Genomic DNA, 22,294 nt, shown 5'->3' with positions numbered 1-22,294 from the left:
TGGAGTGTCTTTTCTTTTTCATATGTAATTATGCATATTATATTTATTTTCAAGTGAAGAGGATTAAAATATAAGTGGTAGACATACTTTATAAAACAGAATGTAATACAAACATTTCCCTCTACTTTTTGTATCTAACAATCGTATAACAATAAATAATTCTGTTTTATAGTGTCTGTTTATGAAAGGCATCTTCTTTGAAGGCGCCTTTTTTGTTGTTTCATGTAGATGCTTTTCACTGTTGGTATAGTGGAAAGTATCTATACTAAACATTAGCAATCTTCCGTATAAATATTATCAATTTACTATATATTCCAGTAGTGTTAACCTACATATGAAAGGCTTTCTTTTTCAAAATATTACCCCTAATAAATTTTTGAAGAAGTCAACTGTCTCCAAAATTGCCATTCATGCTTAGCAAAAAAGAATCCTGCAGGATTCTTTTTTGTGTTCGACAGAATATGACAAAGTACATTTGAATAATTTGTTATATTGTTAAATGGTTATTATGGAAAGAGAAGGAGACTTAAGTATGAGATTTAAAAAATTAATTTTAACAGGTGCACTTGTTGCAACTACAGCATTTACTTCAATTGGAACAGCGGAGGCAAGCGCAGGTTTTAAAGATGTTCCAAACAATCATTGGTCTTATAAAGCAATTATGGATTTAGCAAATAAAAACGTTGTTGCTGGATACGGAAATGGGATTTTTGGATTTGGTGATGATGTAACGCGTGAGCAAGTTGCAGCTCTTATGTTCCGCCATTTAAAACCGACAGTAAAAGAACAGTATAACAATCCATATAAAGATATTACGGATCGTTCAACTATGTTTAAAAAAGAGATTCTTGCTTTAACAGAGATGGGTATATTTGTTGGAGATAACACAGGAAAATTTAGACCGAAAGATTCGTTAACTCGTGAAGAAATGGCACAAATTTTGACAAGAGGATTCCAATTGCAAATTAGAGGGGATCATAATTTCCCGGATGTAGATAGAAATGGATGGGCGAATCCTGCGATTACTGCAATTAAATCAAATTATATTACGGCTGGAACTGGTGATGGTACATTCGCACCTAAAATGCATGTAAGTCGTGAGCAATACGTTCAGTTCTTATATAATGCAACGTTACCATTTGAAGAAAGACCAGGAGCAAAACAACCACAGCCACAACCGAAACCAGAAGTAAAACCGGAAGTGAAACCAGATCCGAAACGTTTTGCGAACTGTAAAGAAGCAAACGATGCGGGATATTATGACATTACAAGAGATAGCCCGTATTATGGTAAGCATTTAGACCGTGATGGCGATGGAATTGCTTGTGAGAAAAAGAAAAAAGGTAAATAAGAAAAAAGCACTCAGTCTGAGTGCTTTTTTCTTATGGAAACATGCTATTTTTTTAGGCGCTTTTCATAAAATGAAAGTAAGGAAATGAAAGTAGGTGACAAAATGCCGTCAGTTGTGGAAGGCGTTATTATTGAAAACTGCAATGGAACGATTAATTTAGGAGATAAATATAACGTGCAGCCGATTGAAAAAACGAAAGCTTATAATGGATCGGGATCATCGAATACAGGGATTAAAGTACAAACATTTAGCGGGATTAGTACATCAGATGTAGGGGATAGCGATGTGAATGATCAGGGAATACAGTTTACTTTATAGAGAAATATGTAAAATTGCATAAAATGATGAACTTGTCCTGTGCTACAATCTAGCTGTGAGCTGTTAATGATTCTTCTGTATTATAGTTGTTAGATTAGAAATATAACATCTTATCGAAAATCATACGTATAAAAAAGACACTTCAAACGAAGTGTCTTTTTTCATTTTAGTGATACCCTTTAGCAGAGTCTTTATGAATTTTATTTTTAAAGATACTGTAACTCCAAAGTTGATATCCAATAACAATTGGTACCATAACCATTGCAACGAAGAACATAATTTTTAAGTTTAATTGACTACCAGCTGCGTTGTATAACGTTGTACTATAAGCATCATTAATACGAGATGGTAACATTCTTGGGAACATACCCGCAAAGCCAGTTGTCATAAACATTGCGATTGTTAAGCAAACGAATGTGAATGCAAGACCGATTTTATGTTTGTACACCATAATAAGTGCGAGTACACTCATTAACATTGCAAGTACTGGAAGAATGAATAGTACCGGGTACTCTGTGAAGTTTTGGAATAAATTTGTACGATTTGCAGTTGCTACATAGAAAATAGCTAAAATGATAGCAGCTGCCATTGAAAATGGTCTTGCGATTTTATAAGCACGGTCAGATACTTCACCAGTCGTTTTAATCATAACCCAAAGGGCACCAGATACGACGAATATAGCAGTGAAGAACAGCCCTCCTAAAATACCGTAATGATTTAGTAAGCTAAGTAAATTTCCTTCATAGCCATTTTTTCCAATTTGTAGTCCGTAATAAAGATTAGCAAATGTAACACCGAATAGGAAAGCAATTAAGAAACTACCAATTGCAAATGCCCATTTACAAGTTTTTTGCCAAATTGGTGAATCATCTTTATGCATGAACTCAAGTCCAGCAGCACGAGCAAATAGTGCAAGTAATACTAAGAATAACGGTGTATATAAATAACTAAACATATTTGCATATGTGACTGGGAAGGCAGCAAATGTTGCGCCACCAGCTGTAATTAACCACACTTCATTACCGCCCCAGAACGGGCCAATTGCTTCTTGTAATTGATTTCGTTCTTGTCGGTCTTTCGTAACGAAAGGAAAAATCATTCCGTTACCAAGTGCATATCCATCAAGAATAAAGTAAACTGTCCAAATCACGCCCCATAAACCAAACCAGATAATCGCAAGCATATCATGAGACATGAGCCACGCCTCCCTCAGTAGCAGGTTCTTCTAATGCTGCTGGTCCTTTTTTGGCGAACTTCAGCATTAAGTATACATCTGCGATTAAAAGTAAAGTGTAGAACAAGATTAAACTAATTAATGAGAACCAAATTTGCGGGACAGATATAGGTGATACAGATTCTGCGGTACGCATGAGTTTATAAACTGTCCATGGTTGACGACCTACTTCGGCAACAATCCAACCAGCATTAATTGCGATATATGGTAGTAAAACAGACCATATTGTAATTTTTAAGTAACGTTTTGAGTTTTCTAGTTTTCCTTTTCGGTTTAAGTAGAAACCGTACCAAGTTAATGCCATAAAGAACATACCAAGTGCAACCATTAAGCGGAAGCTATAGTACACAAGGTTAACGTTTGGACGATCTTCTTTCGGAATATCTTTTAAACCAACAATTTCGCCATCAAATGAATTTGTATAGAAGAAGCTGCCTAACTTTGGAATCGTAAGGAATTCAAAGTTCTTTTCATTTTCCACATCAGGAATTTGAACAATCGAGAAGCCTTGTCCTTTCCCAGTTTCCCAAACAGCTTCCATTGCAGCACCTTTAGCAGGTTGATATTTAGCCGCGGATACACCAGATTGATGTCCCATAAACGGTGTAATTGTTGCGGCAAATAAGCCTAACATTAAGCCAAACTTAAATGATTTTTTGAAGAATTCAACTTCATTTTTACGTAATAAGTGATAGGCACTAATTGCCATGACGAAGAAAGCACCAACAATATAACAACCAACTACAGTATGGAAGAACATATTCCAAGCGTATGGATTCGTAACGAGTGCCCAGAAATCATTTAATTCAGCGCGGCCGTTACGTACGACGTAGCCAACTGGGTTTTGCATAAAGCCGTTTGCTGTAATAATCCAAAGGGCGGAAATATTTGTGCCAAGTGCAACCATCCACATACAGAAGGCACGGAACTTTGGTGAAATTTTGTCTTTACCGAATAACCATATTCCCATGAAAGTAGATTCTAAGAAGAAGGCAACGAGTGCTTCGATTGCGAGAGGTGATCCGAAAATATCTCCCATATATTTGGAGTACTCAGACCAGTTTGTTCCAAATTGGAATTCCATCGTAATCCCGGTTATAATCCCCATTACGAAGTTAATTGTAAATAATTTACCCCAGAAATTTGCCATTTTGCGGTATGTTGGATTCAATGTGCGGGCGTATTGAGTTTCCATACATGCTACTAAAATGACAAGTCCGATTGTCAAAGGTACAAATAAAAAGTGATAAAAAATAGTAATTGCAAATTGAAAACGACTCAGTAACAGAACGTCGGACATAATAAATATTCACTCCTTTTTTACATTATCTACAATCAGTTTATAGTGAAAATGCGTTTAAAGTATGTGAGACTTGTTACAAAGCTGTGTGTATATTTTGAAAGAATTATGTCGATTATCTGAAAATATCTTATTTTTACTATAAAGCGATATCCTTTTTGAGTTTTTCATATTTTGGTACACTATTTATGTAGTGTAAACGAGAGAAAAGAGGGCCTTTACTATGAAGTCACTAGAAGAGATTTTGCAATACAATGAGAAATTTGTGGAAGAGAAAAAGTATGAAGAGTTTGTAGCGGGGAAATTTCCAAACAAAAAGATGGTAATTATTTCTTGTATGGATACAAGACTTGTTGAACTATTGCCGAAAGCGATGAATATGCGTAACGGCGATGTGAAAATTATTAAAGTAGCAGGCGCTGTTATTTCACATCCATTTGGAAGTATTATGCGTAGTATTTTAGTCGCTGTATACGAACTTGGCGCTGATGAAGTATGTGTAGTTGGTCACCATGATTGTGGTATGGCAAAAATTCAAGCAAGCAGTACGATTGAGAAAATGAAAGAACGCGGTATAACAGAAGAGAAATTAGATATGCTTCGTTATTCTGGAATCGATTTAGAACAATTCTTGCGCGGTTTCTCTAGTGTAGAAGAAAGTGTAGAACATAGCGTATCAGTACTTCGCAACCACCCATTACTTCCGGAAGAAGTACCTGTTCACGGTCTTGTTATCGATCCTGATACAGGAAAATTAGATTTAGTTGTGAATGGTTACGACAATTAAGAATGTACTTTGTCATCCTTTTTATCTGGGACAGGATCAAATCCTCCCGGGTGGAAAGGGTGACATTTTAATATACGCTTACAAGTAAGCCAAAAGCCTTTGAGGGCACCATGCTTTTGAAACGCCTCTAATCCGTAATGAGAACAAGTTGGATAAAAGCGGCAAGTGGGTGGTGTCATCGGAGAAATGAACTTTTGATAAAAGCGTATAATCCCAATAAAAATCTGTTTCATAACGATCTCCTTTTCAGCATATTCTTAAAGTATTATAGCACGACTGTACATAATACTTTACTAATGTGCATTTCCGTTATATCATATTGGATATAACGGAATTAAATTAAAAGCGGGAGAGATGTTGTATGCCATCAGTAGAAAGCTTTGAATTAGATCATACGATTGTAAAGGCACCTTATGTAAGACATTGCGGAGTTCACAATGTAGGTAGTGACGGTATTGTAAATAAATTTGATATTCGTTTTTGCCAACCGAATAAACAAGCGATGAAACCAGATGTTATTCATACGTTAGAACATTTATTAGCATTTAATTTACGTAAATATATTGATCGTTATCCGCATTTCGATATTATCGATATTTCACCAATGGGCTGCCAAACAGGATACTACCTTGTAGTAAGCGGAACACCGACAGTTCGAGAAATTATTGATTTATTAGAATTAACATTAAAAGATGCGGTTCAAATTACAGAAATTCCAGCTGCAAATGAAACGCAATGTGGTCAAGCGAAGCTTCACGATTTAGAAGGAGCAAAACGTTTAATGAACTTCTGGTTAAGCCAAGATAAAGATGAACTTGAGAAAGTATTTGGATAGAAAGAAAACTGCCTGTAAAAGGGCAGTTTTTTTGTGTCATGATAATAAATAAAATTATATCGACGATTTTTCGAATATATCGACCGTAACTTGAAATATATCAACGATTTTTTTAATATATCGACGTTTCGACACTGGATATCGACTTACCGACAAAAACTGACAAAAAAATCATCCCTATTTTATTACGTGCTTGTAAATGCGAAATTGCTCAAGATTTCATTCTATATGTAGCGAAGGTAGTTTGATATGAGAACGAAGAGTGTAAGAATAGAAACGAAAAAAAAACGGAATGCTCATTGATTTTCGTCCGGATATAAATTCGTTAATTCCGACAAGAATAAAGAAAAAACTGAGAATAAATTGTACGTATGGGAGAAGTGAGAAATGATCGGTAATCTGGATATAAGTGCAAAGAAAGAGTATGAGAAGCGTGAAAAGTCCTAAAGCAATCCGTAATCCAATTAGCATGTAATTCCCCCTTAAATAGATTATTTATCGGAATATTTCTGAGAAGCTAAGAAATAAAGCACCAGCTCCAGCTATGAAAGCAAATATACCACTAGATTTTCTGTCTTGTTTTATTTCTCCTAGTCCTATAGTGAAAGCCATTAATCCTAAGAAAATGAACATATAAGGCATCATTTCTCTATTACCAGTAAAATATCCGTAAATTACTATACATAATGCAATGAGTGCAAAAATAATCTGTAATCCCTTTAGCATATATATCCCCCTTGTTATTTTATATAGCTAATGATGAGGAAAATCTAAATAAATCCGGTTCCTGAATCTTTTTTCTTTATTTGTTCAAGGGCAATAAGGAATAGTAAAGCTCCTAATAGAAATTGTGAAAGTGGTAGAAAGTTATGTTGACCTGCTAGTAAACGAATACTGGATATGATGTGGCCTAAAATAAGTAGTAGTATACGAAGCGTATTATGAATTCTTCTTGCTGTTTTTTGTATACGGGTTATCTTCTGGTTTATCGACGGAATGTTTATAAGCGTAGCCTTTATTAATCGTCATGACGGAGAGTACTAATATGACTAGGACGATTATAATACCGATAATTAATATTTTAAACATGGAATCCCTCCTTTTCTTTATTTTACATAATTTTGTAATTGATGAAAACAATAGAAATAAAAAGGATGAAAGAAGGGTGTTACATGGAGCAGAAAAAAACATATTATATATCAATAGCAAACGGTCAAATTTCACAAGTGAAGACAGCGGATACGTATAATTTTGAGATTTCCGCAAATGATGAGGAAATTACGGAGTTAAGAGAGTACTTTGATCAAGCGTATGTAGAGGATTTAGGTTCATTTGTACGCTCCCACGTTCCATTTGTTGAGTATCATCATGATTCAAATAATGACCGATATGATGAACAACTACAAAAAGCATATAAAATGATTTACGATTTAGGAAATCATGAGACGAAAGAATTAGTCGCGCAAATGGGAATAATCAATGGATTATAATTGGATAATATTATGCAGAAAAGCGAGAATATGCTACAATTTGTGGTAGGAAAAACTTGTAACCATCAATAGGGGAGTAATGGCATGTACAAATTTAAAGATTATTACCACAACACTGTACAATTATCGTTTGAACGTTATCCATTTTCTCCTGAGCCAAAGCATGTTTGGGTTGTATGCCGGTACGGGGATCAATGGTTATTAACGCATCATTTACGTCGCGGTCTTGAATTTCCAGGTGGAAAAGTAGAACTAGGGGAAACACCGGAAGAAGCGGCAGTTCGAGAGGTTCATGAAGAAACCGGCGGCATAGTTTCTGATTTAACTTACTTAGGACAATATAAAGTATCTGGAAAAGACAAAATAATCATTAAAAACATTTATTTTGCAACAATTAGTGCGGTAGAACAACATACGCATTACGAAGAAACGAAAGGGTCTGTTTTATTAAAAAACATTCCTGACAACATTAAAACGGATAGAAAATTTAGCTTTATAATGCGCGACGATGTATTGGCGCGTACGATGAAACATATAGAAGAAATCGGCTGTTTTACGAAGTAAAGTGGCCGATTTCTTTTTTTATAAGATCAAATGTAAATATATCTTTACATTATTTTGGGTATATTATACAATTTTGTAAAGATATATTTACATTTTAGGAGGAGGAAGATGGATAACAGAAAAGAAACGACTGTTACTGTTTCGATGGTTAAGTTAAATATCTATTCATTACTTATAATATTTGCGTTGGCGTTTGGAATTGGTTATTTGCATATATTTCTTTCAGGCGGGGTTCAATTTGAATTTACATTGCCCGTTATGTTTCTTTTGATTATTGGAATGATTGTTTTCGTTTGTATTCATGAGGCAATACATTTAATTGGATTTCGTTATATCGGAGGTGTTCCATGGAGTGAACTAACATGGGGCGTCAATTGGAAATTAGGTGCTGCATACGCTCATTCTAAAAAAGAAATTACAGTAAAGCAAATGAAGAAAGTGTTAATGCTGCCGTTTTTACCGACTGGAATTTTGCCAATTGTATTGGGGTTAGCTATGAATCTGGAGCCACTCTCATTTTTAGGAATTCTACTAACAGCAGGTTGCATGGGTGACATTGCCTTATATCAAAAAGTTTCAAAGTTTCCAGATGATGCGCTAGTTAAAGATCATCCGAGTAAACCGCAGTTTACAGTATATGAATTATAAAGGAAGAGGAGGCGTCCGGGAAACGAAGCCTCCTTTTACTATTTTCTTGTTTTTTTCTCTATCTCTAAAAACGAAAGCACCTCCAACAAATCATCCACCACACGCGAATGCTCAAAATTACCCCAAAATGAATCTCTTTTCCAAACACCAAGAATCCCTACTTGTTCAGAACCCAGTACATCATTTTCAGGATGATCCCCAACGTAAAGACATTCTGCTGCCTTCACATCTAGCTTTTTTAAAGCTCTTTCGAAAATTTCAGGATGCGGTTTTTTAATTCCTTCCGCTTCTGAAACGAGAATTGTATTTGTATACGTATGTATGTTTAGTGCGCGAAGATTATTTATCTGAAAGTCAGTAAAGCCGTTTGTAATAATACCAATTTTAATATTTTGTTGTGTTAAACGTTGAAGTAATTCATGCATATTTTGGAAAGGGATACAATGATGTTGAAAATTTGTAATGTAGTCGTGCAGCAGTTGTTCTTGCGTTAAAGTAGTAATGTTGTATTCGGAAAGGAGAGTAGCATATACTTTATCTTTCCACGTATAGCCATTATTATCTAGTTCGAGAAATCGAGAACAATACTCGGATTTTTCTATGTTCATTAAATGAGAGGCAAAGCGATTATATTGATCATGAATAAATTGTTCTAAAGATTGACGACGATCTAATAGTGTTCCATCTAAGTCGAATAAGACTGCCCGAATCATAGGAAACCTCCTTACATTTTTTATAATTCATTATCGCATATTCGTTAAAAAATGATTATGATATTTTGTAGAATGGAATAATGGAGGATTGTATGAAGAGACTGTATGGCAAGTTAGTAGGGGTTATCGTTGCAATCGGCTTACTAGCAGGGTGCGAAAGTTCTATGAAGAGTGTGAAAGAAAAAGAAGTGTGTAAAACAGACGAAGAATGCGTGGAAATAGGAGATAAGAAACTTCAAAAAGTATATGAAAAAATAGATGGATTATCTGAGCTTGAAGCAGTAGAAGATTATGAAATAGAAGAGCATGAAAGTGCAGATATGAAAGAGGCAGAGCAGAAAAAAGAAGATGATGATGAAAATTATTTCTTTTTAGCTTCTTATTATATTGATGGCGATGAAATTGTAGATCCTTATTTTGAAAAAATAGAACGGAAACGTTTAAATAAAGTATTTGCTGAAGATAAAGAAGCGAAAGAAGAAGTACTGCAACAACGTCAAGATAGAGGGTATCATGAAGACTTGTGGGATATGTATCGCACGCTCATTCCAGCTAAATATCGCGGGAATATAACAGAATTTGATCTAATAACGGATGGTTATGACGGTGTTGTTGCTCACGTTATGCCTAGTATAGAGAATCCGAAAGAATGGACTCTTAGCTTAGATACGCTTGATTCTGCGGTAAATATTGATGAAGTGATGAAAACATTAATTCATGAGACGGCTCACGTGTTAACGCTCGGGCATAAGCAAATACCAGTAGATGAAAACTATGTAAAGGATTTTGAAGAGGATAAAGATATTTCGACGTACCGAAATAAATGCGGCAATCTTTTCTTACAAGAGGGATGTGCGGAGGAAAACTCTTATATCAATCAATTTTATAATTCTTTCTGGAAGCCTATTGAGCAGGAATGGACAGAAAAGAAAGTAGAAGAAAGTGAAGAAACGCAAATTGAATTTTTTAAAGAAAAACATGATGAGTTTGTCTCACAGTATGGAACGACAAATGTAGCAGAAGATATTGCAGATACATTTACAGCATTTATTTTGCAAGATTCAAAAAAGGTGAAAGAAGGATCGGAGTTAAAGTATAAAAAAATTGCCTTTTTCTATCAATTCCCTGAGCTTGTAAAAATGAGGGCGGAAGTGTTGGCAGGATTATATGATGTTTCGAAAACGATAGAACAACGAAGTGGAAACTAATGCGGGTTATATATGTTAGCTAAGAAAACGTAAAGAATTGTAGTTCTTTACGTTTTTTATGTTGATAAAATTGAAAATTCTGTATTTTTATTAAAAAGAAGAAGGAACTACCATTATAAAATAGAATTAGTATAAAAATGTCACAATTTAGACACAATTATAATGCGCGTGTTATAGGGACTATAAGTTTACTCTCGAGGAGGTAATGAAACGTATGAAAACGATTCTTGCTGTCGCTGGTCTCATTTGGGTAATGTCTCACGGTTTTCCGATTTTTGAAGGGGAGCAAATTCGTAGTGCATTGGATAAAAAGTTTAATGATTATCATGTAATAGATCGAAAAGATAATGTCGTTACAGTACGTGTGAAAGATTGTTTCCATACAGTTACGGTTGCGGATGGAAACGTTAAAAATGAAACAAAGATGTGTGATAAAAGGTAAAAGAAAGAAGCTGACTATAGTCTATTGCCCTAAGTCAGCTTCTTTTTCGTTTCCCAATTAGAAGTTTTTCAAATGCCTCAACAAACACATACATAAGTGTTGCGAGGACGCATGTGAGTAGTACGCTTAGTAAGACAAGTGTGAAATTAAATACTTGGAATCCGTAGCTAATTAAGTAGCCAAGACCTTGTTTAGAGACGAGAAGTTCGCCGAATATAACACCGACCCACGATAATCCAACGTTCACTTTTAACGTTGAAATAATGGCTGGGAAAGATGCAGGGAGAACGACTTGTTTATAACATTGCCATTTATTTGCGCCAAATGTGTCCATCACTTTTATATAGTTAGAATCGACTTCTTGAAATGCGCTGTAAATAACGAGAATGGTAATGATGATAGAAATGATTACTCCCATTGCAATTGAAGAAGAAATATTTGGACCGAAGATTACAATGATAATTGGCCCAAGTGCTACTTTTGGCATGGCGTTTAGGACGACGAGATATGGATCAAGTACGCGGGCGAGAAGTGGTAGCCACCAAAGGAAAGTAGCGATAATGGCTCCGAGCACTGTTCCAAGAATGAAACCTACTCCCGTTTCAAGTAATGTCGTCCATATGTGGACCCAAAGCGAACCGTCCATCCATTTATTAAGGAAGAGATCCCAAATACTTGAAGGAGAGCTAAAGAGTAAAGGGTCAATCCATTCTTTTTTGCTAGCGATTTCCCATAGTGCAAAGAAAAGAATGAGCAGTAAAAGTTGCAAAGAGCGTGCTAACCATGCGCGCCTGCGTTCTTTTTTCCGAAATTGTTCATGTAGTTGCTTTATATTATCCAAGGCGCTCCAACTCCTTCCATATATTTTGGAAGAGGGATGGGAAGTCATGGTGGTGGCGTGATTCTAACGGTGATAAGGAACGGATGCTTTCTGGGACGATAAATGTTTTTGCAATTTTTCCGGGATTCGCTTGTAGTAAATAAATACGATCACTCATCGCAATTGCTTCTTCAATATCATGCGTCACGAGTAGTGAAGTTTTCTTATATTTGTGTAGTAAGCTGAAAACGAGATCTTCTAGTTTCAATTTCGTTTGATAATCGAGCGCCGAAAAAGGTTCATCTAGCAATAAAATTTTTGGATCGGTCGCTAATGTTCGAACGAGGGCGGCACGTTGACGCATACCACCGGATAGTTCACGAGGGTATTGCTGCTCTACATCATGTAGACCGACTTGCTTTAAAAGCTGTAAAGTATGTTCTTTCGTCTGTTCATCGTAAATGTTTCGGATATGAAGTCCAAGCATAATATTTTCTTCAATTGTCTTCCAAGGGAACAAGTAGTCTTGCTGCAACATATACCCCATAGATGAAGTTTTCGTTGTAATGGGCTCACCATCTAAAAAGACGATACCTTCAATTGGATCAAGCAGCCCGGCAATAATGGAGAGGAGTGTCGTTTTGCCGCAACCACTTGGACCGAGTATCGAAATGAATTCGCCTTCTTCCACTTGTAAACTCATATCTTCGAGAATCAATTTGGCATTCTCTTTTGCGAAAAAGCAGTGAGAAACGTTACGTATTTGTAAAAAGCTCATACACTTCGCCTCTATTTCTTAATAACGCTCTCGGCAATTTTTGTATTGACGAGCGCTTCATGTGGAACTTCTTTTTGTAATTCGCCAGCGTCTTTCATAATCGTTTGGAGCTGTTTCCATTCTTCAGCATCTAATAGCGGATTTGTCGCATAAGAATGTTGCTTTTTATACCGTTCAATTACTTTTACTGTAATGTCTTTTGAAGTGTCTTTAAATACCGGAGAAACGGCATCAGCAATCTCTTCTGGACTATGAGTATCAACCCATTGTTGTGCTTTATAGAGCGCACGTGTGAATTTTTCAGCAGCAGCTTTATCTTTCTTTAAGAAACTTTCCTTTGCCATGAACGATGTATACGGAACAGTACCAGATTCATTTCCGAACGAAGCGACGATATATCCTTTTCCTTCTTTTTCGAATATACTTGCAGTCGGTTCAAAGAGCTGGACAAATTCCCCTGTACCAGATGCGTAGGCATTTGCAATATTAGCAAATTCAATGTTTTGAATTAAGTTTGTATCTTTGTGAGGATCAATGCCATTTTTCTTTAAAACGTATTCTCCAACCATTTGCGGCATACCGCCTTTACGCTGTCCTAAAAACGTAACACCTTTTACGTCATTCCAATTAAAAGAGTCTAATTTTTTACGTGAAACTAAAAATGTTCCATCTGTTTGTGTAAGTTGTGCGAAGTTAATGACGGGGTCTTTTGCGCCTTGTTGATGAACGTAAATGGACGTTTCAGAACCGACGAGAGCAATATCAATCCCGCCAGATAATAAGGCAGTCATCGTTTTATCTCCTCCAGCTGTTGTTTGGAGGTCAACATGTAATCCCTCATCTTTAAAAAATCCTTTTTCAATCCCGACATATAACGGGGCATAGAAGAGAGAGTGGGTAACTTCGCCGACTCGAACATTTTGAGTTTGTTCTTTCGTATCTTCTTTTTTACTACTGCAAGCAACAAGTGTGAAGACAGCTAGTAACATGATACAAAAAACAGCTATTAATTTTTTCACTATATAACACCTCCTAGAAGTCACTCTACAAGCATGATATGTAGGTAAGTGCCCACATGTGAGTGTAGATAGCAGGAATTTTTTTGGTGATAAAGAAGTACAAATATAAGGGGTGATAAAATGGAGTACGAATATGATGATAGCGTACATTTACATCTTGACTATTTCGGAACAGAATGTGATATGGAATCGATTGCTTATAAACGGAAGAATGAAGACGTGTGGGATGTATATTTTAATTTTGGAGCATATGGTCTTCAGAAAGATGGGATCGAGACGGGTAAATTTATGGACGAATATGCTGGCTATTACGTTTTTTCTGTACATGCTCGTGATCTTAGTTGGGAATTTGGAAGTGCTCAATTTGAAGAGTGGGTTTTGAAAAATCATATAGTAGAAAAATCGCTGCAAAAATAAGGAGGAATTTTGTGGTCGATTTTCTCATTTTCTTATTCATTTTTGTAGTGGGATTTTTTATTATGCAAGTGCTCATTTACCGATTTGCAAAGAAAAACATCCAAAAATATACAAAAACAAAATGGATTCATATGTGGCTAGAGATGAATATGAAAAAGGGTCCGAGATTAGATTTTTTTGATTTTGTAGTTATTGTACTCGTATGTATCGTATGGAAAATATGGCTGTTTCCTTTTATATAATACACATGCTAATGATTTTTTCTTTTATCATAAAATAACGAAAAGAACCTGTCTTGTGGCGGGTTCTTTTCGTTATAGTAATAGTTGTAAAAAACTTGCATTTATAAGTGAAATAGTGAGTAGTATTGTGAAAGATATTTTGACAAATACAGAAACATATACATACGGAATTAAAGTGTGATTACAGAATGGACAAATTGGCTGTGTGCAAAGTGTGGGGTAATAAGAAAGAGGTCGTCCACCGTTGGACGACCTCTTTCTTATTATGCTTGGTTCGTGCGGAAGAATGGAAGCTTCTGCACAATGTGAATTAATCCGTATGCAAGAATTAAGCACATAAGAGGATTAATGAAAAATCCATAGCGATTAATTGCTAAGAATAAGTTTGAGAAGATAATGTAAATAATAGAACTTGCTACTAGCATCATAACGCGTTTATGTTTAAATGAATTTAGCATGAAGCAGAAGCTGCTCAAGAATGTACCGATGATAAACACTCTATGACATAGTTGCATAAAGTTGTGAATACGGTATTGGTCTACAGCAGGAGCTGTTTTGAATAATTCAATTGTTTTACCGACAGTGAACCAAGAGAACCAATAAGTGAAGTCCGTCTTAAAGCCGTTCTTGATTAATTCTTTTGCGTATGCCCCTTTGTCATCTAAGCCTTTGGCTCTCATTTCATTTACTATATTTTCATATCCAATTTTATTAAATGGATCAGCACCCGCAATTAGTGGATCAGCACCTTGGGTTGAGAATAAAATAAATTGGTTGAGTGCTAAATAGTTACGAACAACCCATGCACCAATAATAAAGAAAGGTCCGATAAACCATAACAATCCGATTCGAATGGAGTCTTTAAATCCATATGTAAATAACACAACAAGAACAGGAATGAGCATCATTGGAGCTGGATTTGGACGGAACATAAGTAAAATTGAAACGACAATTCCAAACCATATATGGAATTTCACTTTATTGTATTTCCATGCGAGAACAAATACATATACACATAACGCTAATAAGAATATGGATGGAACTTCTGTTAGCAATGTACGGAAGTATGTATAGTTACTTGGATAAATAGCATATAAAATACTTGCAACAATTCCATAAATGTTTTTTTCGAACAATTCTTTTCCTATTAAGAATACTAATAGCACTGTGCATAGGTTCATAATCATGTTAATAACAGTTGCTACGTAATAATAAGGAATTGATGTAATATCAGAAATAATCATAGCGCCAGCTAATAGTAATGGCTGACCTGGTGTGATATATGCATTTTTCCCTGGAACTTCACTAGGTTCTAAATACACATAACCAAATACACCATGTTTTAATAGTTGTTCAGCTGTTAACGAATAGTTAAAGGCATCATTTGCACCATATGTTACTTTGACTAACTCTCCATCTAATCCTGGCTGTTTTACTAAACAAAAAACGTGCAACAGGAAAGAAAGCGCCAAAATTGCATATACCGCTTTAGGCAAACTCTTAAACTTAGTAAGCAAAAATGAGCAACTCCTTTTTTATTAATTCTTTCGTATTTTCATGTGAAATCTTTAATAGTATTAAGGATTTCCAAAACATAGTTATTATATCATAAAGTGGAATGCTGAAATTAAGTTTTTCAAGAATGAGTAATTTGTATGCCATAATTTAACTGTTTACTAAGGGAATATTAAGACAATACATTTATGATAGAATCAACGATGCAGACGAAATATGTCATATATGTTATTTTAATAGAAATAGTTCTTTCGATGCGGGGGAAATTAAGACATAGAAACGAGGGAATGAATTGAAGTATGGTTCTACACTTTTTGATCTTCCAAAAAGAAATATATTAATTTCTAGCATTATAAGTAGTATGGTGACTTTATTAGTAATAACTATGCTGTTTATGCTTTTAAAGGTTTTTAATTTAGACATAATGAAAGCTCATTTAAATCAAAATCTTGTTTTAATTGTTATGATGATTTTCATATGGGGCATAACATTTTATATTTCACATTTTAATAAAAAAGAGATGTCTACACTTAGGGCATCCCTACGAGTGCATTTTGTATTATTTTTACTAGCTCATACAGTAGCGTTATTTTATATTGTCATGCAAGTTAATATGAGTTTCATAGAGGCAATGAATTGGATTTACTTGTATAACATGCAGTTTATATTAAGTTTTGTAGTAATTTATGCAATATACATTCTTGTTTATAATTTAATAGGCAAGGTTTTTCTAAGTATGATTTTAACGAGCTGTACGTTAGTCATTTTAGGTATTGTGAATTATTTAAAGCTTATTTTTAGAGGTGATCCGCTGTATCCTTCTGATTTCACACAAATTATGCATATGCAATCTGTTATACCGATGGTGATGGACTATTTTAGCTGGAGTTATATTTTTGTCATTATCTTAAGTATCGTGGCTTGTATTGTAGCAGGGATATATATGAGAAGGTATATTCAAAATGTAAAGACTCATCTAGGAATAAGAGCCTTATTAGTAGTAGGTTCTATTTTTGTTCTATATGCGTACGGTAATTTTGCGAACACATTTATGAATAAAGTATTTCAAAAATCAGGTGTAGATTTTGTTTTGTGGGATCAAAATGAGAACTATGCTTCAAATGGTTTTGTACTTGGGTTTATTAGCAATTTAGATACAACAGTTATGGAAAAACCCAAAAATTATTCTAAAGAAAATATGCTTCAAATAGCAAACGATATAAAAAAACAATATAGTGGAAATATAGGGAGCCAAAAGAAAAAAGAGAAACCGAATATTATTTTTGTAATGAGTGAATCGTTTTGGGATCCGACGAAAGCAACTAACCTTTCTTTTAGTGAAGATCCTGTACCAAATTTACATCATTATATAGAAAACTTTCCTGGTGGACAAACTATTTCTCCTACATTTGGGGGAAATACGGCGAACGTTGAATTTGAGGCATTAACGAGTTATTCAATGAGTTTGTTAAAGCCAGGTTCTATACCATATCAGCAGGTTATTACAAATAAGAAAGAAATTCCATCAATCCCTACGGCGTTGAAAAAAGAAGGGTATTACACAAGTGCAATTCATTCATTTGGTCGCACATTCTTTAAACGTGATGATGTATATAAGGTGTTAGGATTTGATAAATTTAATGCAGCTGATACGATGGAAAATGTAGATGTTGATGGAGATTATATTAGTGATTTAGCGATGAGTAAAGAGATAATTGCTGAGTTAGAGAAACAAAAACAACCTACATTTATTCATGCAGTTACGATGCAAAATCATTTTCCATTTACAGAGGGCCGATTTGGTGAAAACCTAATAGAAATTAGCGGGCTAGAAAATGAAGAATCAAAGGGAGAATTAGAAACGTATACAGAAGGGTTAAGACGTTCAGATGAGGCCCTTCAATATTTAATAGAGCAACTAGATAATTTAGATAGACCTACATTATTAGTATTCTTTGGAGATCATCTTCCATCATTAGGAACAAATAAATCTTTTTATAAAGAGAATGGGTATATAACGAATGAAAAAACACCGAGCGAACGTTTAGCGATGGCCCAAACGCCGCTATTAATGTACGCAAACTTTGATATGCCAAATGATAATTTAGGTGTAGTAAGTCCAATTTATTTTTCTAATCTTATTTTTGATTATGCAGGATTAAATAAATCTTTATTTTATCAATTTTTATCGGGATTTTACAAGGAAATACCGGTGCTTAGAGATGAATTAAAAGTTGATAAAAATGGAGAAGTAATCAATGATTTAACAAAGAAACAAAAAGAAATGTTAGAGCAATATAAAATGCTTCAGTATGATTTACTTGTTGGAAATCAATATAGTAAAGATATCCTCTTTAAATAAAGTGAAACTTTAATCAGTGGGGGTTTTCTTCATCCCCCACTGATTATTAGCCTTCACCAATCGGACTTTTATGGGCAGCCCGACCCCCACCTAACTTCTTTGCTTTGCTGAATTTTGAGGTGGGGGTCTTACTGCCCGTTAAAGCGGGATAAAAGAAACAAAAAGAACTTGTATAACGATACAAGTTCTTTTTTATAGTATTTAACGGGGTAACCAGACAAGCTGGGTTTAGGGAGTATTACCTGTACATTTAGTATAAATGAAAATGTAACCGTTTTATCGAATGATTTGTGAGAAATGTGTGAATTTTAACCTTTTTAAAAACTACGTTCCTATCGATACATTTGGCATAGTTTTTTATGAATGCAAAAACTTTATAAGTTCTTCGTTTAATTCATCCGCTTGATCAATTGGAGAGCCGTGACCACTATTTGTGAGAGGATGTAACTGAGAATTTTTAATACGCTTTTGCGTAAGTTCAGCGCTTTTGTATGGGATAAGTTGATCATGAATACCGTGGAATATTTTTGTTGGCACGTTAATTTTACTTAAGTCTTTCGTTACATCTTCATTTGCGGCTGCTTGCAATATTTTGATGAGAGCATAAGAAGCAGACTGCATACCGAGATAAGAAAACCATTCTAGCGTAGCAGATCCTAAGTTTCTATTAAAAAATGATAAAGATACATCATTTAAAAATTTAGGCATATTGGCATACATTTGATTAATGAGAGTGTCTGCTTGTTCTTTTGGGGCACCATAGGGAGATTCTTGATTTTTAACGAAAGAGGGGGAAACGGCATCGACTAATACAAGTTTAGAAATACGATGACCATTATAGCGAGACATGTACCGAATAGAAAGAGCACCACCTACTGAGAAACCAATTAATGTAGCATTTTCGACTTGAAGTGCTTCTAAAACGATGGCGATATCGTCTGCTAAACGATTGTATGTGTAACCAGTCCATGGTTTATCAGATTGTCCATTTCCGCGTATATCCATAGCGATGCAGCGGAAACCGTGTTGTGGTAACACGTTGAGCTGATATTGGTACATTTGATGATTTAAAGGCCAGCCATGGACGAAGAACACGGTTTTACTACCGGGACCGGGATTAACGTCTTGCACAAAAATATGCACATCTTTTTCAACGGTAACAAACATGAATGAGCCTCCTATTCATACGCGAGGAGCGTATGATTTTGTTCTATTAAGACACTAAGCTTTCCTTCATTTTTTGCCGCTTATATAAAATCTCTCCCACATAATATACGTATTATTGTTTATAATTTTTATGATTGTATATCGTCTGAAAATATCACGGTTTTGGGATGATTTTCCTCAAATGTTCGATTTATCTTTGTTTGTATAAGAAAATCATTTATTATAATAAATGGTATTCTTCGAGATATTATGTTGAAGGGGTGTTGAAGTGAAAGAAAGTTTTCTATCATATAAAGAAGAAGAAAGAAATGCCAAAATCCTTTTGTGGGTGCTATACGTCATTGTTGTTTCATACCAAGTTTTCTATGCAATCGTATTAGAAAATAAATCACTAACGGATAAGGGACATAGCATACTATGGCAAGTTATTTGCGGAACTGCAATACTCGGTATGAATGTATATTTAATAAAAAAAGAGAAAGTGAATTTTGTGAAATATGCATGTGTATTTGCATACATAGGAATAGAAATTGCTAACATATTTTCGTATATGCTTTATAATGAGGCGGCATTTGATGGGGGAAATATAGTAGAAATTATTCTTATCTTCTTTGTACCTATATTTTTAAATAAAAAATATTTTGTGTTTGTACTTTCAACTATTGTAGGGAAATATGTAATTTACTTATTTGTATTAAAAGAAGTAAAAGGATTTATGTTCCTCATTATGTATACACTCGTATTAATAGCAGCATACATCATTTTAAATCGATTTATACAATACCTTTCAGCGGTAAAGGAAAGTATTAAGATTGCTAGTGAATCACAAAAATTAGCAGTAATCGGAAAGATGGCAGCGACAGTGGGACATGAAATTAAAAATCCACTTGCTTCATTGAAAGGGTTTACGCAATTACAACGAGAGAAGCATGAAGAGGACCCTATTTATAAACAGATGATTTTTGAAATAGAAAATATGAATAATATGATAAGTGAATTGATGGAAGTTGCTACATGTAAACCTTCTATTTATAAGAAACATAATATAGGTGAAATTGTATTACAAGCAGTAGCAATTCTTCGAGAAAAAATGAATGAATCTAGTATCCAGCTTATTTCTAATATCGAAGAAAAGATGATAGAAATTGAATGTGATGAGCGGAAAATGCGAGGAGTTTTTCTATATGTCATAAAAAATGCTCTGGAGGCGATGGAGCAAGGTGGCACATTAGAGTTACGGTTAGAAAATAAAGGACAAGATTATGTAATGCTAAGTGTAATCGATAATGGTTACGGTATTAAGAAAGAGAATGTGGCTCGTGTTACAGAAGCTTTTTATACAACAAAACAAGATAAAATTGGTTTGGGACTTACGGTAGCAGATCGAATTGTCAACGAACACCTTGGTACGTTACATATTTCAAGTGAAAGAGATAAGGGAACGAGAATAGATATTATTCTTCCAAAAAAGTGTGGAAATAATGAAATCCAATTGAGAGAAAAGCTAGGAGTTACCATATGAATAAAGACGGTATATTTAAAAATGAAGAAATGAAGGCGCTGAAAATATATTTAAGTTTATTTTTCATTATATTTTTTGTATACGATCTTGCCTACGAATTTATTGTACCTTTAATAGGAGGAGAGCAAGAAGGAGTAGGACAATTTGAAGATGGTTTAGGTTTATGGCTTTATTTTCTGATGGTGGTTTTATTTTGCATTGGAATATACTTTATGAAATGGAAAAATCCATTTGCAGTAAAGTATATTATTCTAATTGGGTATAATCTATTAGATTTTATCCATAATATTATGATTTACTACGGTAGTGATACTGAGTTTGATGGTGGGAATATAGTAGAAGGATTTTTTATTTTATTTGCTCCACTTTTTGTGAATAAAAGATATTTTTGGTTAGTTCCGAGCATACTTGTTGGAAAATATGCTCTTATAGGAATCATTATTCACTCATCACTCGTTTTAATCCCGATGGCATTATATAGCGTATTTACTATCATATGTTGGATTATGTTTTTAAGGTTCCAATCTTACGTTCGTACGCTTGAGATGATGAATAAAGAAATACAACAAACAGAAAAGTTAGCAACTGTTGGGAAAATGGCTACAGTTATTGGTTCCAAAATTAAAAGACCTTTAGCTAATTTAGATAAATTTGTAAATAAGCAAGCGGTTAAATATCCAGAGGATAAAATATATAGTGATATTATGAAACAAGAAGTAGAACGAATTCATACAATCGCTACAGAACTTAGTGGATTTGAGAAATCTAAATCAATAGAATCAGAAGTTCATAATATAGAAGAAATTATCGCTTATGTTATTCGAGTTATGGGGAAGCCTGCTTTAAATCAAGGTGTGCACATACAAGGTATTTATAGTAAAGACATACCATCGATTACATGCGATGAAAAACGATTAAAACAAGTGTTTTTTAATTTAATTAAAAATGCGATTGAAGCAATGTCAGTTGGCGGAACGATTACGATTAAAGTGACTGTAGAAGATGCAATCATTGTTCAAGTTAAGGATGAAGGTTGCGGCATTCCAAAAGACAAAATCCCGAAGCTAAATGAAGCCTTTTACACAACAAAAGAAACGGGAACAGGTTTAGGCTTAGTAGTTACAGAAAAAATTATTAAAGACCACAACGGTAAAATGAGTTTTGAAAGTGAAGTTGGGGTTGGAACGACGGTGAAGGTTATGTTGCCGATACAATAAAAAATATATTTTAAAAAGGGAAATCATTTATTTGAGAGTGATTTCCCTTTTTTGTGAATAAAAATCCGGAAGTGTTTACACTATTGGTGCATTATGTATAATTACGAATCTAAGATATGGGTATTTTTATGGTGGTAATATAGAGTGAGTTTGTTAGTTGTTGACCTAAATTATTGAGGCTTTTTCTGTTGAATAAATTATTTTTAAGAGAGAACTAAATATTTGTGATTAGAAAAACAGAATATACAGCACTGGTAGTAATTCCAGGATTAATATAAAGGGATATAGCATCTCCTCTCGAAACGAGGTTTCCGGTTGTAATGCTACTCCAAGTTACAGTAGCTG

Annotated in this window: 26 protein-coding genes and 1 pseudogene; 15 read left to right on the top strand and 12 right to left on the bottom strand. The window is 34.5% G+C overall.

Annotation, left to right across the window (positions count from 1 at the left end):
* The first annotated feature begins 532 nt into the window (after positions 1-532).
* Both PQF83_RS14800 and PQF83_RS14795 read left to right on the top strand, forming a co-directional pair.
* Positions 533-1,351, top strand: a complete 819-nt coding sequence (locus PQF83_RS14800) for an S-layer homology domain-containing protein (RefSeq protein WP_001211243.1) — start codon at positions 533-535, stop codon at positions 1,349-1,351.
* An 84-nt stretch (positions 1,352-1,435) separates the two neighbouring features.
* The gene (locus tag PQF83_RS14795; protein WP_001998505.1) at positions 1,436-1,669 is read left to right on the top strand and encodes a spore germination protein; all 234 of its coding nucleotides are present in this window, start codon (positions 1,436-1,438) and stop codon (positions 1,667-1,669) included.
* A 166-nt stretch (positions 1,670-1,835) separates the two neighbouring features.
* Here PQF83_RS14795 and cydB read toward each other — a convergent pair whose 3' ends face one another.
* Entirely contained in the window at positions 1,836-2,864 is a 1,029-nt protein-coding gene (gene cydB / locus PQF83_RS14790) for a cytochrome d ubiquinol oxidase subunit II (protein ID WP_000017662.1), read from the bottom strand.
* Positions 2,854-4,203, bottom strand: a complete 1,350-nt coding sequence (gene cydA / locus PQF83_RS14785; protein WP_001286187.1) for a cytochrome ubiquinol oxidase subunit I — start codon at positions 4,201-4,203, stop codon at positions 2,854-2,856. The genes cydB and cydA overlap by 11 nt, the downstream gene beginning before the upstream one ends.
* 223 nt (positions 4,204-4,426) lie before the next feature.
* Between cydA and PQF83_RS14780 the strand changes: the two genes are divergently transcribed.
* Positions 4,427-4,990 (top strand): beta-class carbonic anhydrase, encoded by a 564-nt coding sequence (locus PQF83_RS14780; RefSeq protein ID WP_000838159.1) that lies wholly within the window; start codon positions 4,427-4,429, stop codon positions 4,988-4,990.
* On the opposite strand, the gene yidD is transcribed toward PQF83_RS14780, so the two are convergent.
* Positions 4,987-5,223, bottom strand: a complete 237-nt coding sequence (gene yidD / locus PQF83_RS14775; protein ID WP_000809333.1) for a membrane protein insertion efficiency factor YidD — start codon at positions 5,221-5,223, stop codon at positions 4,987-4,989. The genes PQF83_RS14780 and yidD overlap by 4 nt on opposite strands.
* A 128-nt stretch (positions 5,224-5,351) precedes the next feature.
* On the opposite strand from yidD, the gene luxS reads away from it, so the two are divergent.
* Positions 5,352-5,825, top strand: coding sequence for an S-ribosylhomocysteine lyase LuxS (gene luxS / locus PQF83_RS14770; protein WP_001141369.1), 474 nt, complete (start codon positions 5,352-5,354; stop codon positions 5,823-5,825).
* Positions 5,826-6,320: 495 nt separating this feature from the next.
* Here the strand turns inward: luxS and PQF83_RS14765 are convergent, their stop codons facing one another.
* From PQF83_RS14765 to ytzI, 3 genes are read right to left on the bottom strand one after another with little or no spacing between them, the layout of a single operon-like run.
* Positions 6,321-6,551 (bottom strand): YczI family protein, encoded by a 231-nt coding sequence (locus tag PQF83_RS14765; RefSeq protein WP_000911960.1) that lies wholly within the window; start codon positions 6,549-6,551, stop codon positions 6,321-6,323.
* Positions 6,552-6,595: 44 nt separating this feature from the next.
* The gene (locus PQF83_RS14760; RefSeq protein ID WP_219993374.1) at positions 6,596-6,772 is read right to left on the bottom strand and encodes a DUF3953 domain-containing protein; all 177 of its coding nucleotides are present in this window, start codon (positions 6,770-6,772) and stop codon (positions 6,596-6,598) included.
* Positions 6,765-6,914, bottom strand: coding sequence for a YtzI protein (ytzI, locus tag PQF83_RS14755; protein WP_000472802.1), 150 nt, complete (start codon positions 6,912-6,914; stop codon positions 6,765-6,767). The genes PQF83_RS14760 and ytzI overlap by 8 nt, the downstream gene beginning before the upstream one ends.
* Positions 6,915-6,997: 83 nt before the next feature.
* Between ytzI and PQF83_RS14750 the strand changes: the two genes are divergently transcribed.
* From PQF83_RS14750 to PQF83_RS14740, 3 genes are all read left to right on the top strand, one after another.
* Positions 6,998-7,315 (top strand): hypothetical protein, encoded by a 318-nt coding sequence (locus PQF83_RS14750; RefSeq protein WP_000435818.1) that lies wholly within the window; start codon positions 6,998-7,000, stop codon positions 7,313-7,315.
* An 84-nt stretch (positions 7,316-7,399) separates the two neighbouring features.
* Positions 7,400-7,879, top strand: coding sequence for an antimutator 8-oxo-(dGTP/GTP)ase (gene mutTA / locus PQF83_RS14745; protein ID WP_000276388.1), 480 nt, complete (start codon positions 7,400-7,402; stop codon positions 7,877-7,879).
* A gap of 108 nt (positions 7,880-7,987) precedes the next feature.
* Entirely contained in the window at positions 7,988-8,527 is a 540-nt protein-coding gene (locus PQF83_RS14740; protein WP_000370319.1) for a DUF3267 domain-containing protein, read from the top strand.
* Positions 8,528-8,565: 38 nt separating this feature from the next.
* Here PQF83_RS14740 and PQF83_RS14735 read toward each other — a convergent pair whose 3' ends face one another.
* The gene (locus PQF83_RS14735; protein ID WP_000617313.1) at positions 8,566-9,240 is read right to left on the bottom strand and encodes an HAD family hydrolase; all 675 of its coding nucleotides are present in this window, start codon (positions 9,238-9,240) and stop codon (positions 8,566-8,568) included.
* A 92-nt stretch (positions 9,241-9,332) separates the two neighbouring features.
* On the opposite strand from PQF83_RS14735, the gene PQF83_RS14730 reads away from it, so the two are divergent.
* Positions 9,333-10,448 (top strand): hypothetical protein, encoded by a 1,116-nt coding sequence (locus PQF83_RS14730; RefSeq protein ID WP_000827057.1) that lies wholly within the window; start codon positions 9,333-9,335, stop codon positions 10,446-10,448.
* A gap of 214 nt (positions 10,449-10,662) precedes the next feature.
* Positions 10,663-10,890 (top strand): hypothetical protein, encoded by a 228-nt coding sequence (locus PQF83_RS14725; RefSeq protein WP_000849110.1) that lies wholly within the window; start codon positions 10,663-10,665, stop codon positions 10,888-10,890.
* Positions 10,891-10,924: 34 nt separating this feature from the next.
* On the opposite strand, the gene PQF83_RS14720 is transcribed toward PQF83_RS14725, so the two are convergent.
* The 3 genes from PQF83_RS14720 to PQF83_RS14710 are packed head-to-tail and all read right to left on the bottom strand — an operon-like array spanning position 10,925 to position 13,507.
* Positions 10,925-11,731 (bottom strand): ABC transporter permease, encoded by an 807-nt coding sequence (locus PQF83_RS14720; protein ID WP_000368785.1) that lies wholly within the window; start codon positions 11,729-11,731, stop codon positions 10,925-10,927.
* Positions 11,724-12,488, bottom strand: a complete 765-nt coding sequence (locus PQF83_RS14715) for an ABC transporter ATP-binding protein (protein WP_000009047.1) — start codon at positions 12,486-12,488, stop codon at positions 11,724-11,726. Before PQF83_RS14715 ends, PQF83_RS14720 begins: the two co-directional genes overlap by 8 nt.
* 11 nt (positions 12,489-12,499) lie before the next feature.
* The gene (locus PQF83_RS14710) at positions 12,500-13,507 is read right to left on the bottom strand and encodes an ABC transporter substrate-binding protein (protein WP_000733214.1); all 1,008 of its coding nucleotides are present in this window, start codon (positions 13,505-13,507) and stop codon (positions 12,500-12,502) included.
* A gap of 120 nt (positions 13,508-13,627) precedes the next feature.
* Between PQF83_RS14710 and PQF83_RS14705 the strand changes: the two genes are divergently transcribed.
* From PQF83_RS14705 to PQF83_RS28585, 3 genes and pseudogenes are all read left to right on the top strand, one after another.
* A complete protein-coding gene (locus PQF83_RS14705; RefSeq protein ID WP_000455572.1) occupies positions 13,628-13,924 on the top strand; it encodes a DUF3986 family protein in 297 nt (98 codons plus the stop codon).
* An 11-nt stretch (positions 13,925-13,935) separates the two neighbouring features.
* Positions 13,936-14,166 (top strand): hypothetical protein, encoded by a 231-nt coding sequence (locus PQF83_RS14700; protein ID WP_000227427.1) that lies wholly within the window; start codon positions 13,936-13,938, stop codon positions 14,164-14,166.
* 106 nt (positions 14,167-14,272) lie between these two features.
* Positions 14,273-14,347, top strand: a pseudogene (locus PQF83_RS28585) (YwbE family protein); the annotation flags it as partial.
* Between the two features lie 82 nt (positions 14,348-14,429).
* On the opposite strand, the gene PQF83_RS14695 reads toward PQF83_RS28585, so the two are convergent.
* Complete coding sequence (locus PQF83_RS14695; protein ID WP_000956217.1) at positions 14,430-15,683, bottom strand: glycosyltransferase family 39 protein; 1,254 nt, start codon at positions 15,681-15,683, stop codon at positions 14,430-14,432.
* A gap of 290 nt (positions 15,684-15,973) precedes the next feature.
* Here PQF83_RS14695 and PQF83_RS14690 point away from each other — a divergent pair, with 290 nt between their 5' ends.
* A complete protein-coding gene (locus tag PQF83_RS14690; RefSeq protein ID WP_000873612.1) occupies positions 15,974-18,043 on the top strand; it encodes an LTA synthase family protein in 2,070 nt (689 codons plus the stop codon).
* Between the two features lie 357 nt (positions 18,044-18,400).
* On the opposite strand, the gene PQF83_RS14685 is transcribed toward PQF83_RS14690, so the two are convergent.
* Positions 18,401-19,210 carry an alpha/beta fold hydrolase gene (locus tag PQF83_RS14685; protein ID WP_000498293.1) on the bottom strand — a complete coding sequence of 270 codons (810 nt, stop codon included), beginning with the start codon at positions 19,208-19,210 and terminating at the stop codon, positions 18,401-18,403.
* A 268-nt stretch (positions 19,211-19,478) separates the two neighbouring features.
* Here PQF83_RS14685 and PQF83_RS14680 point away from each other — a divergent pair, with 268 nt between their 5' ends.
* On the top strand, positions 19,479-20,732 hold the full coding sequence (locus PQF83_RS14680) for an ATP-binding protein (RefSeq protein ID WP_000664894.1): 1,254 nt from the start codon (positions 19,479-19,481) through the stop codon (positions 20,730-20,732).
* On the top strand, positions 20,729-21,949 hold the full coding sequence (locus PQF83_RS14675; RefSeq protein WP_001030619.1) for an ATP-binding protein: 1,221 nt from the start codon (positions 20,729-20,731) through the stop codon (positions 21,947-21,949). Before PQF83_RS14680 ends, PQF83_RS14675 begins: the two co-directional genes overlap by 4 nt.
* The last annotated feature ends 345 nt before the right edge of the window (positions 21,950-22,294 follow it).

Origin of the sequence: Bacillus sp. FF-1 (assembly GCF_028548245.1) — a bacterium.
GTDB classification, from domain to species: Bacteria; Bacillota; Bacilli; order Bacillales; family Bacillaceae_G; genus Bacillus_A; species Bacillus_A paranthracis.
This window is presented reverse-complemented; position numbering and strand designations above follow the sequence as displayed.

What these genes read in the sequence shown, in the direction of transcription:
- PQF83_RS14730 (WP_000827057.1), top strand. Translation starts at nt 9,333, where the DNA reads ATGAAGAGACTGTATGGCAAGTTAGTAGGGGTTATCGTTGCAATCGGC.
- PQF83_RS14735 (WP_000617313.1), bottom strand. Translation starts at nt 9,240, where the DNA reads ATGATTCGGGCAGTCTTATTCGACTTAGATGGAACACTATTAGATCGT.
- cydA (WP_001286187.1), bottom strand. Translation starts at nt 4,203, where the DNA reads ATGTCCGACGTTCTGTTACTGAGTCGTTTTCAATTTGCAATTACTATT.
- PQF83_RS14740 (WP_000370319.1), top strand. Translation starts at nt 7,988, where the DNA reads ATGGATAACAGAAAAGAAACGACTGTTACTGTTTCGATGGTTAAGTTA.
- yidD (WP_000809333.1), bottom strand. Translation starts at nt 5,223, where the DNA reads ATGAAACAGATTTTTATTGGGATTATACGCTTTTATCAAAAGTTCATT.
- PQF83_RS14765 (WP_000911960.1), bottom strand. Translation starts at nt 6,551, where the DNA reads ATGCTAAAGGGATTACAGATTATTTTTGCACTCATTGCATTATGTATA.
- PQF83_RS14725 (WP_000849110.1), top strand. Translation starts at nt 10,663, where the DNA reads ATGAAAACGATTCTTGCTGTCGCTGGTCTCATTTGGGTAATGTCTCAC.
- PQF83_RS14685 (WP_000498293.1), bottom strand. Translation starts at nt 19,210, where the DNA reads ATGTTTGTTACCGTTGAAAAAGATGTGCATATTTTTGTGCAAGACGTT.
- PQF83_RS14780 (WP_000838159.1), top strand. Translation starts at nt 4,427, where the DNA reads ATGAAGTCACTAGAAGAGATTTTGCAATACAATGAGAAATTTGTGGAA.
- mutTA (WP_000276388.1), top strand. Translation starts at nt 7,400, where the DNA reads ATGTACAAATTTAAAGATTATTACCACAACACTGTACAATTATCGTTT.
- cydB (WP_000017662.1), bottom strand. Translation starts at nt 2,864, where the DNA reads ATGTCTCATGATATGCTTGCGATTATCTGGTTTGGTTTATGGGGCGTG.
- PQF83_RS14705 (WP_000455572.1), top strand. Translation starts at nt 13,628, where the DNA reads ATGGAGTACGAATATGATGATAGCGTACATTTACATCTTGACTATTTC.
- PQF83_RS14715 (WP_000009047.1), bottom strand. Translation starts at nt 12,488, where the DNA reads ATGAGCTTTTTACAAATACGTAACGTTTCTCACTGCTTTTTCGCAAAA.
- PQF83_RS14675 (WP_001030619.1), top strand. Translation starts at nt 20,729, where the DNA reads ATGAATAAAGACGGTATATTTAAAAATGAAGAAATGAAGGCGCTGAAA.
- PQF83_RS14800 (WP_001211243.1), top strand. Translation starts at nt 533, where the DNA reads ATGAGATTTAAAAAATTAATTTTAACAGGTGCACTTGTTGCAACTACA.
- luxS (WP_001141369.1), top strand. Translation starts at nt 5,352, where the DNA reads ATGCCATCAGTAGAAAGCTTTGAATTAGATCATACGATTGTAAAGGCA.
- PQF83_RS14750 (WP_000435818.1), top strand. Translation starts at nt 6,998, where the DNA reads ATGGAGCAGAAAAAAACATATTATATATCAATAGCAAACGGTCAAATT.
- ytzI (WP_000472802.1), bottom strand. Translation starts at nt 6,914, where the DNA reads ATGTTTAAAATATTAATTATCGGTATTATAATCGTCCTAGTCATATTA.
- PQF83_RS14795 (WP_001998505.1), top strand. Translation starts at nt 1,436, where the DNA reads ATGAAAGTAGGTGACAAAATGCCGTCAGTTGTGGAAGGCGTTATTATT.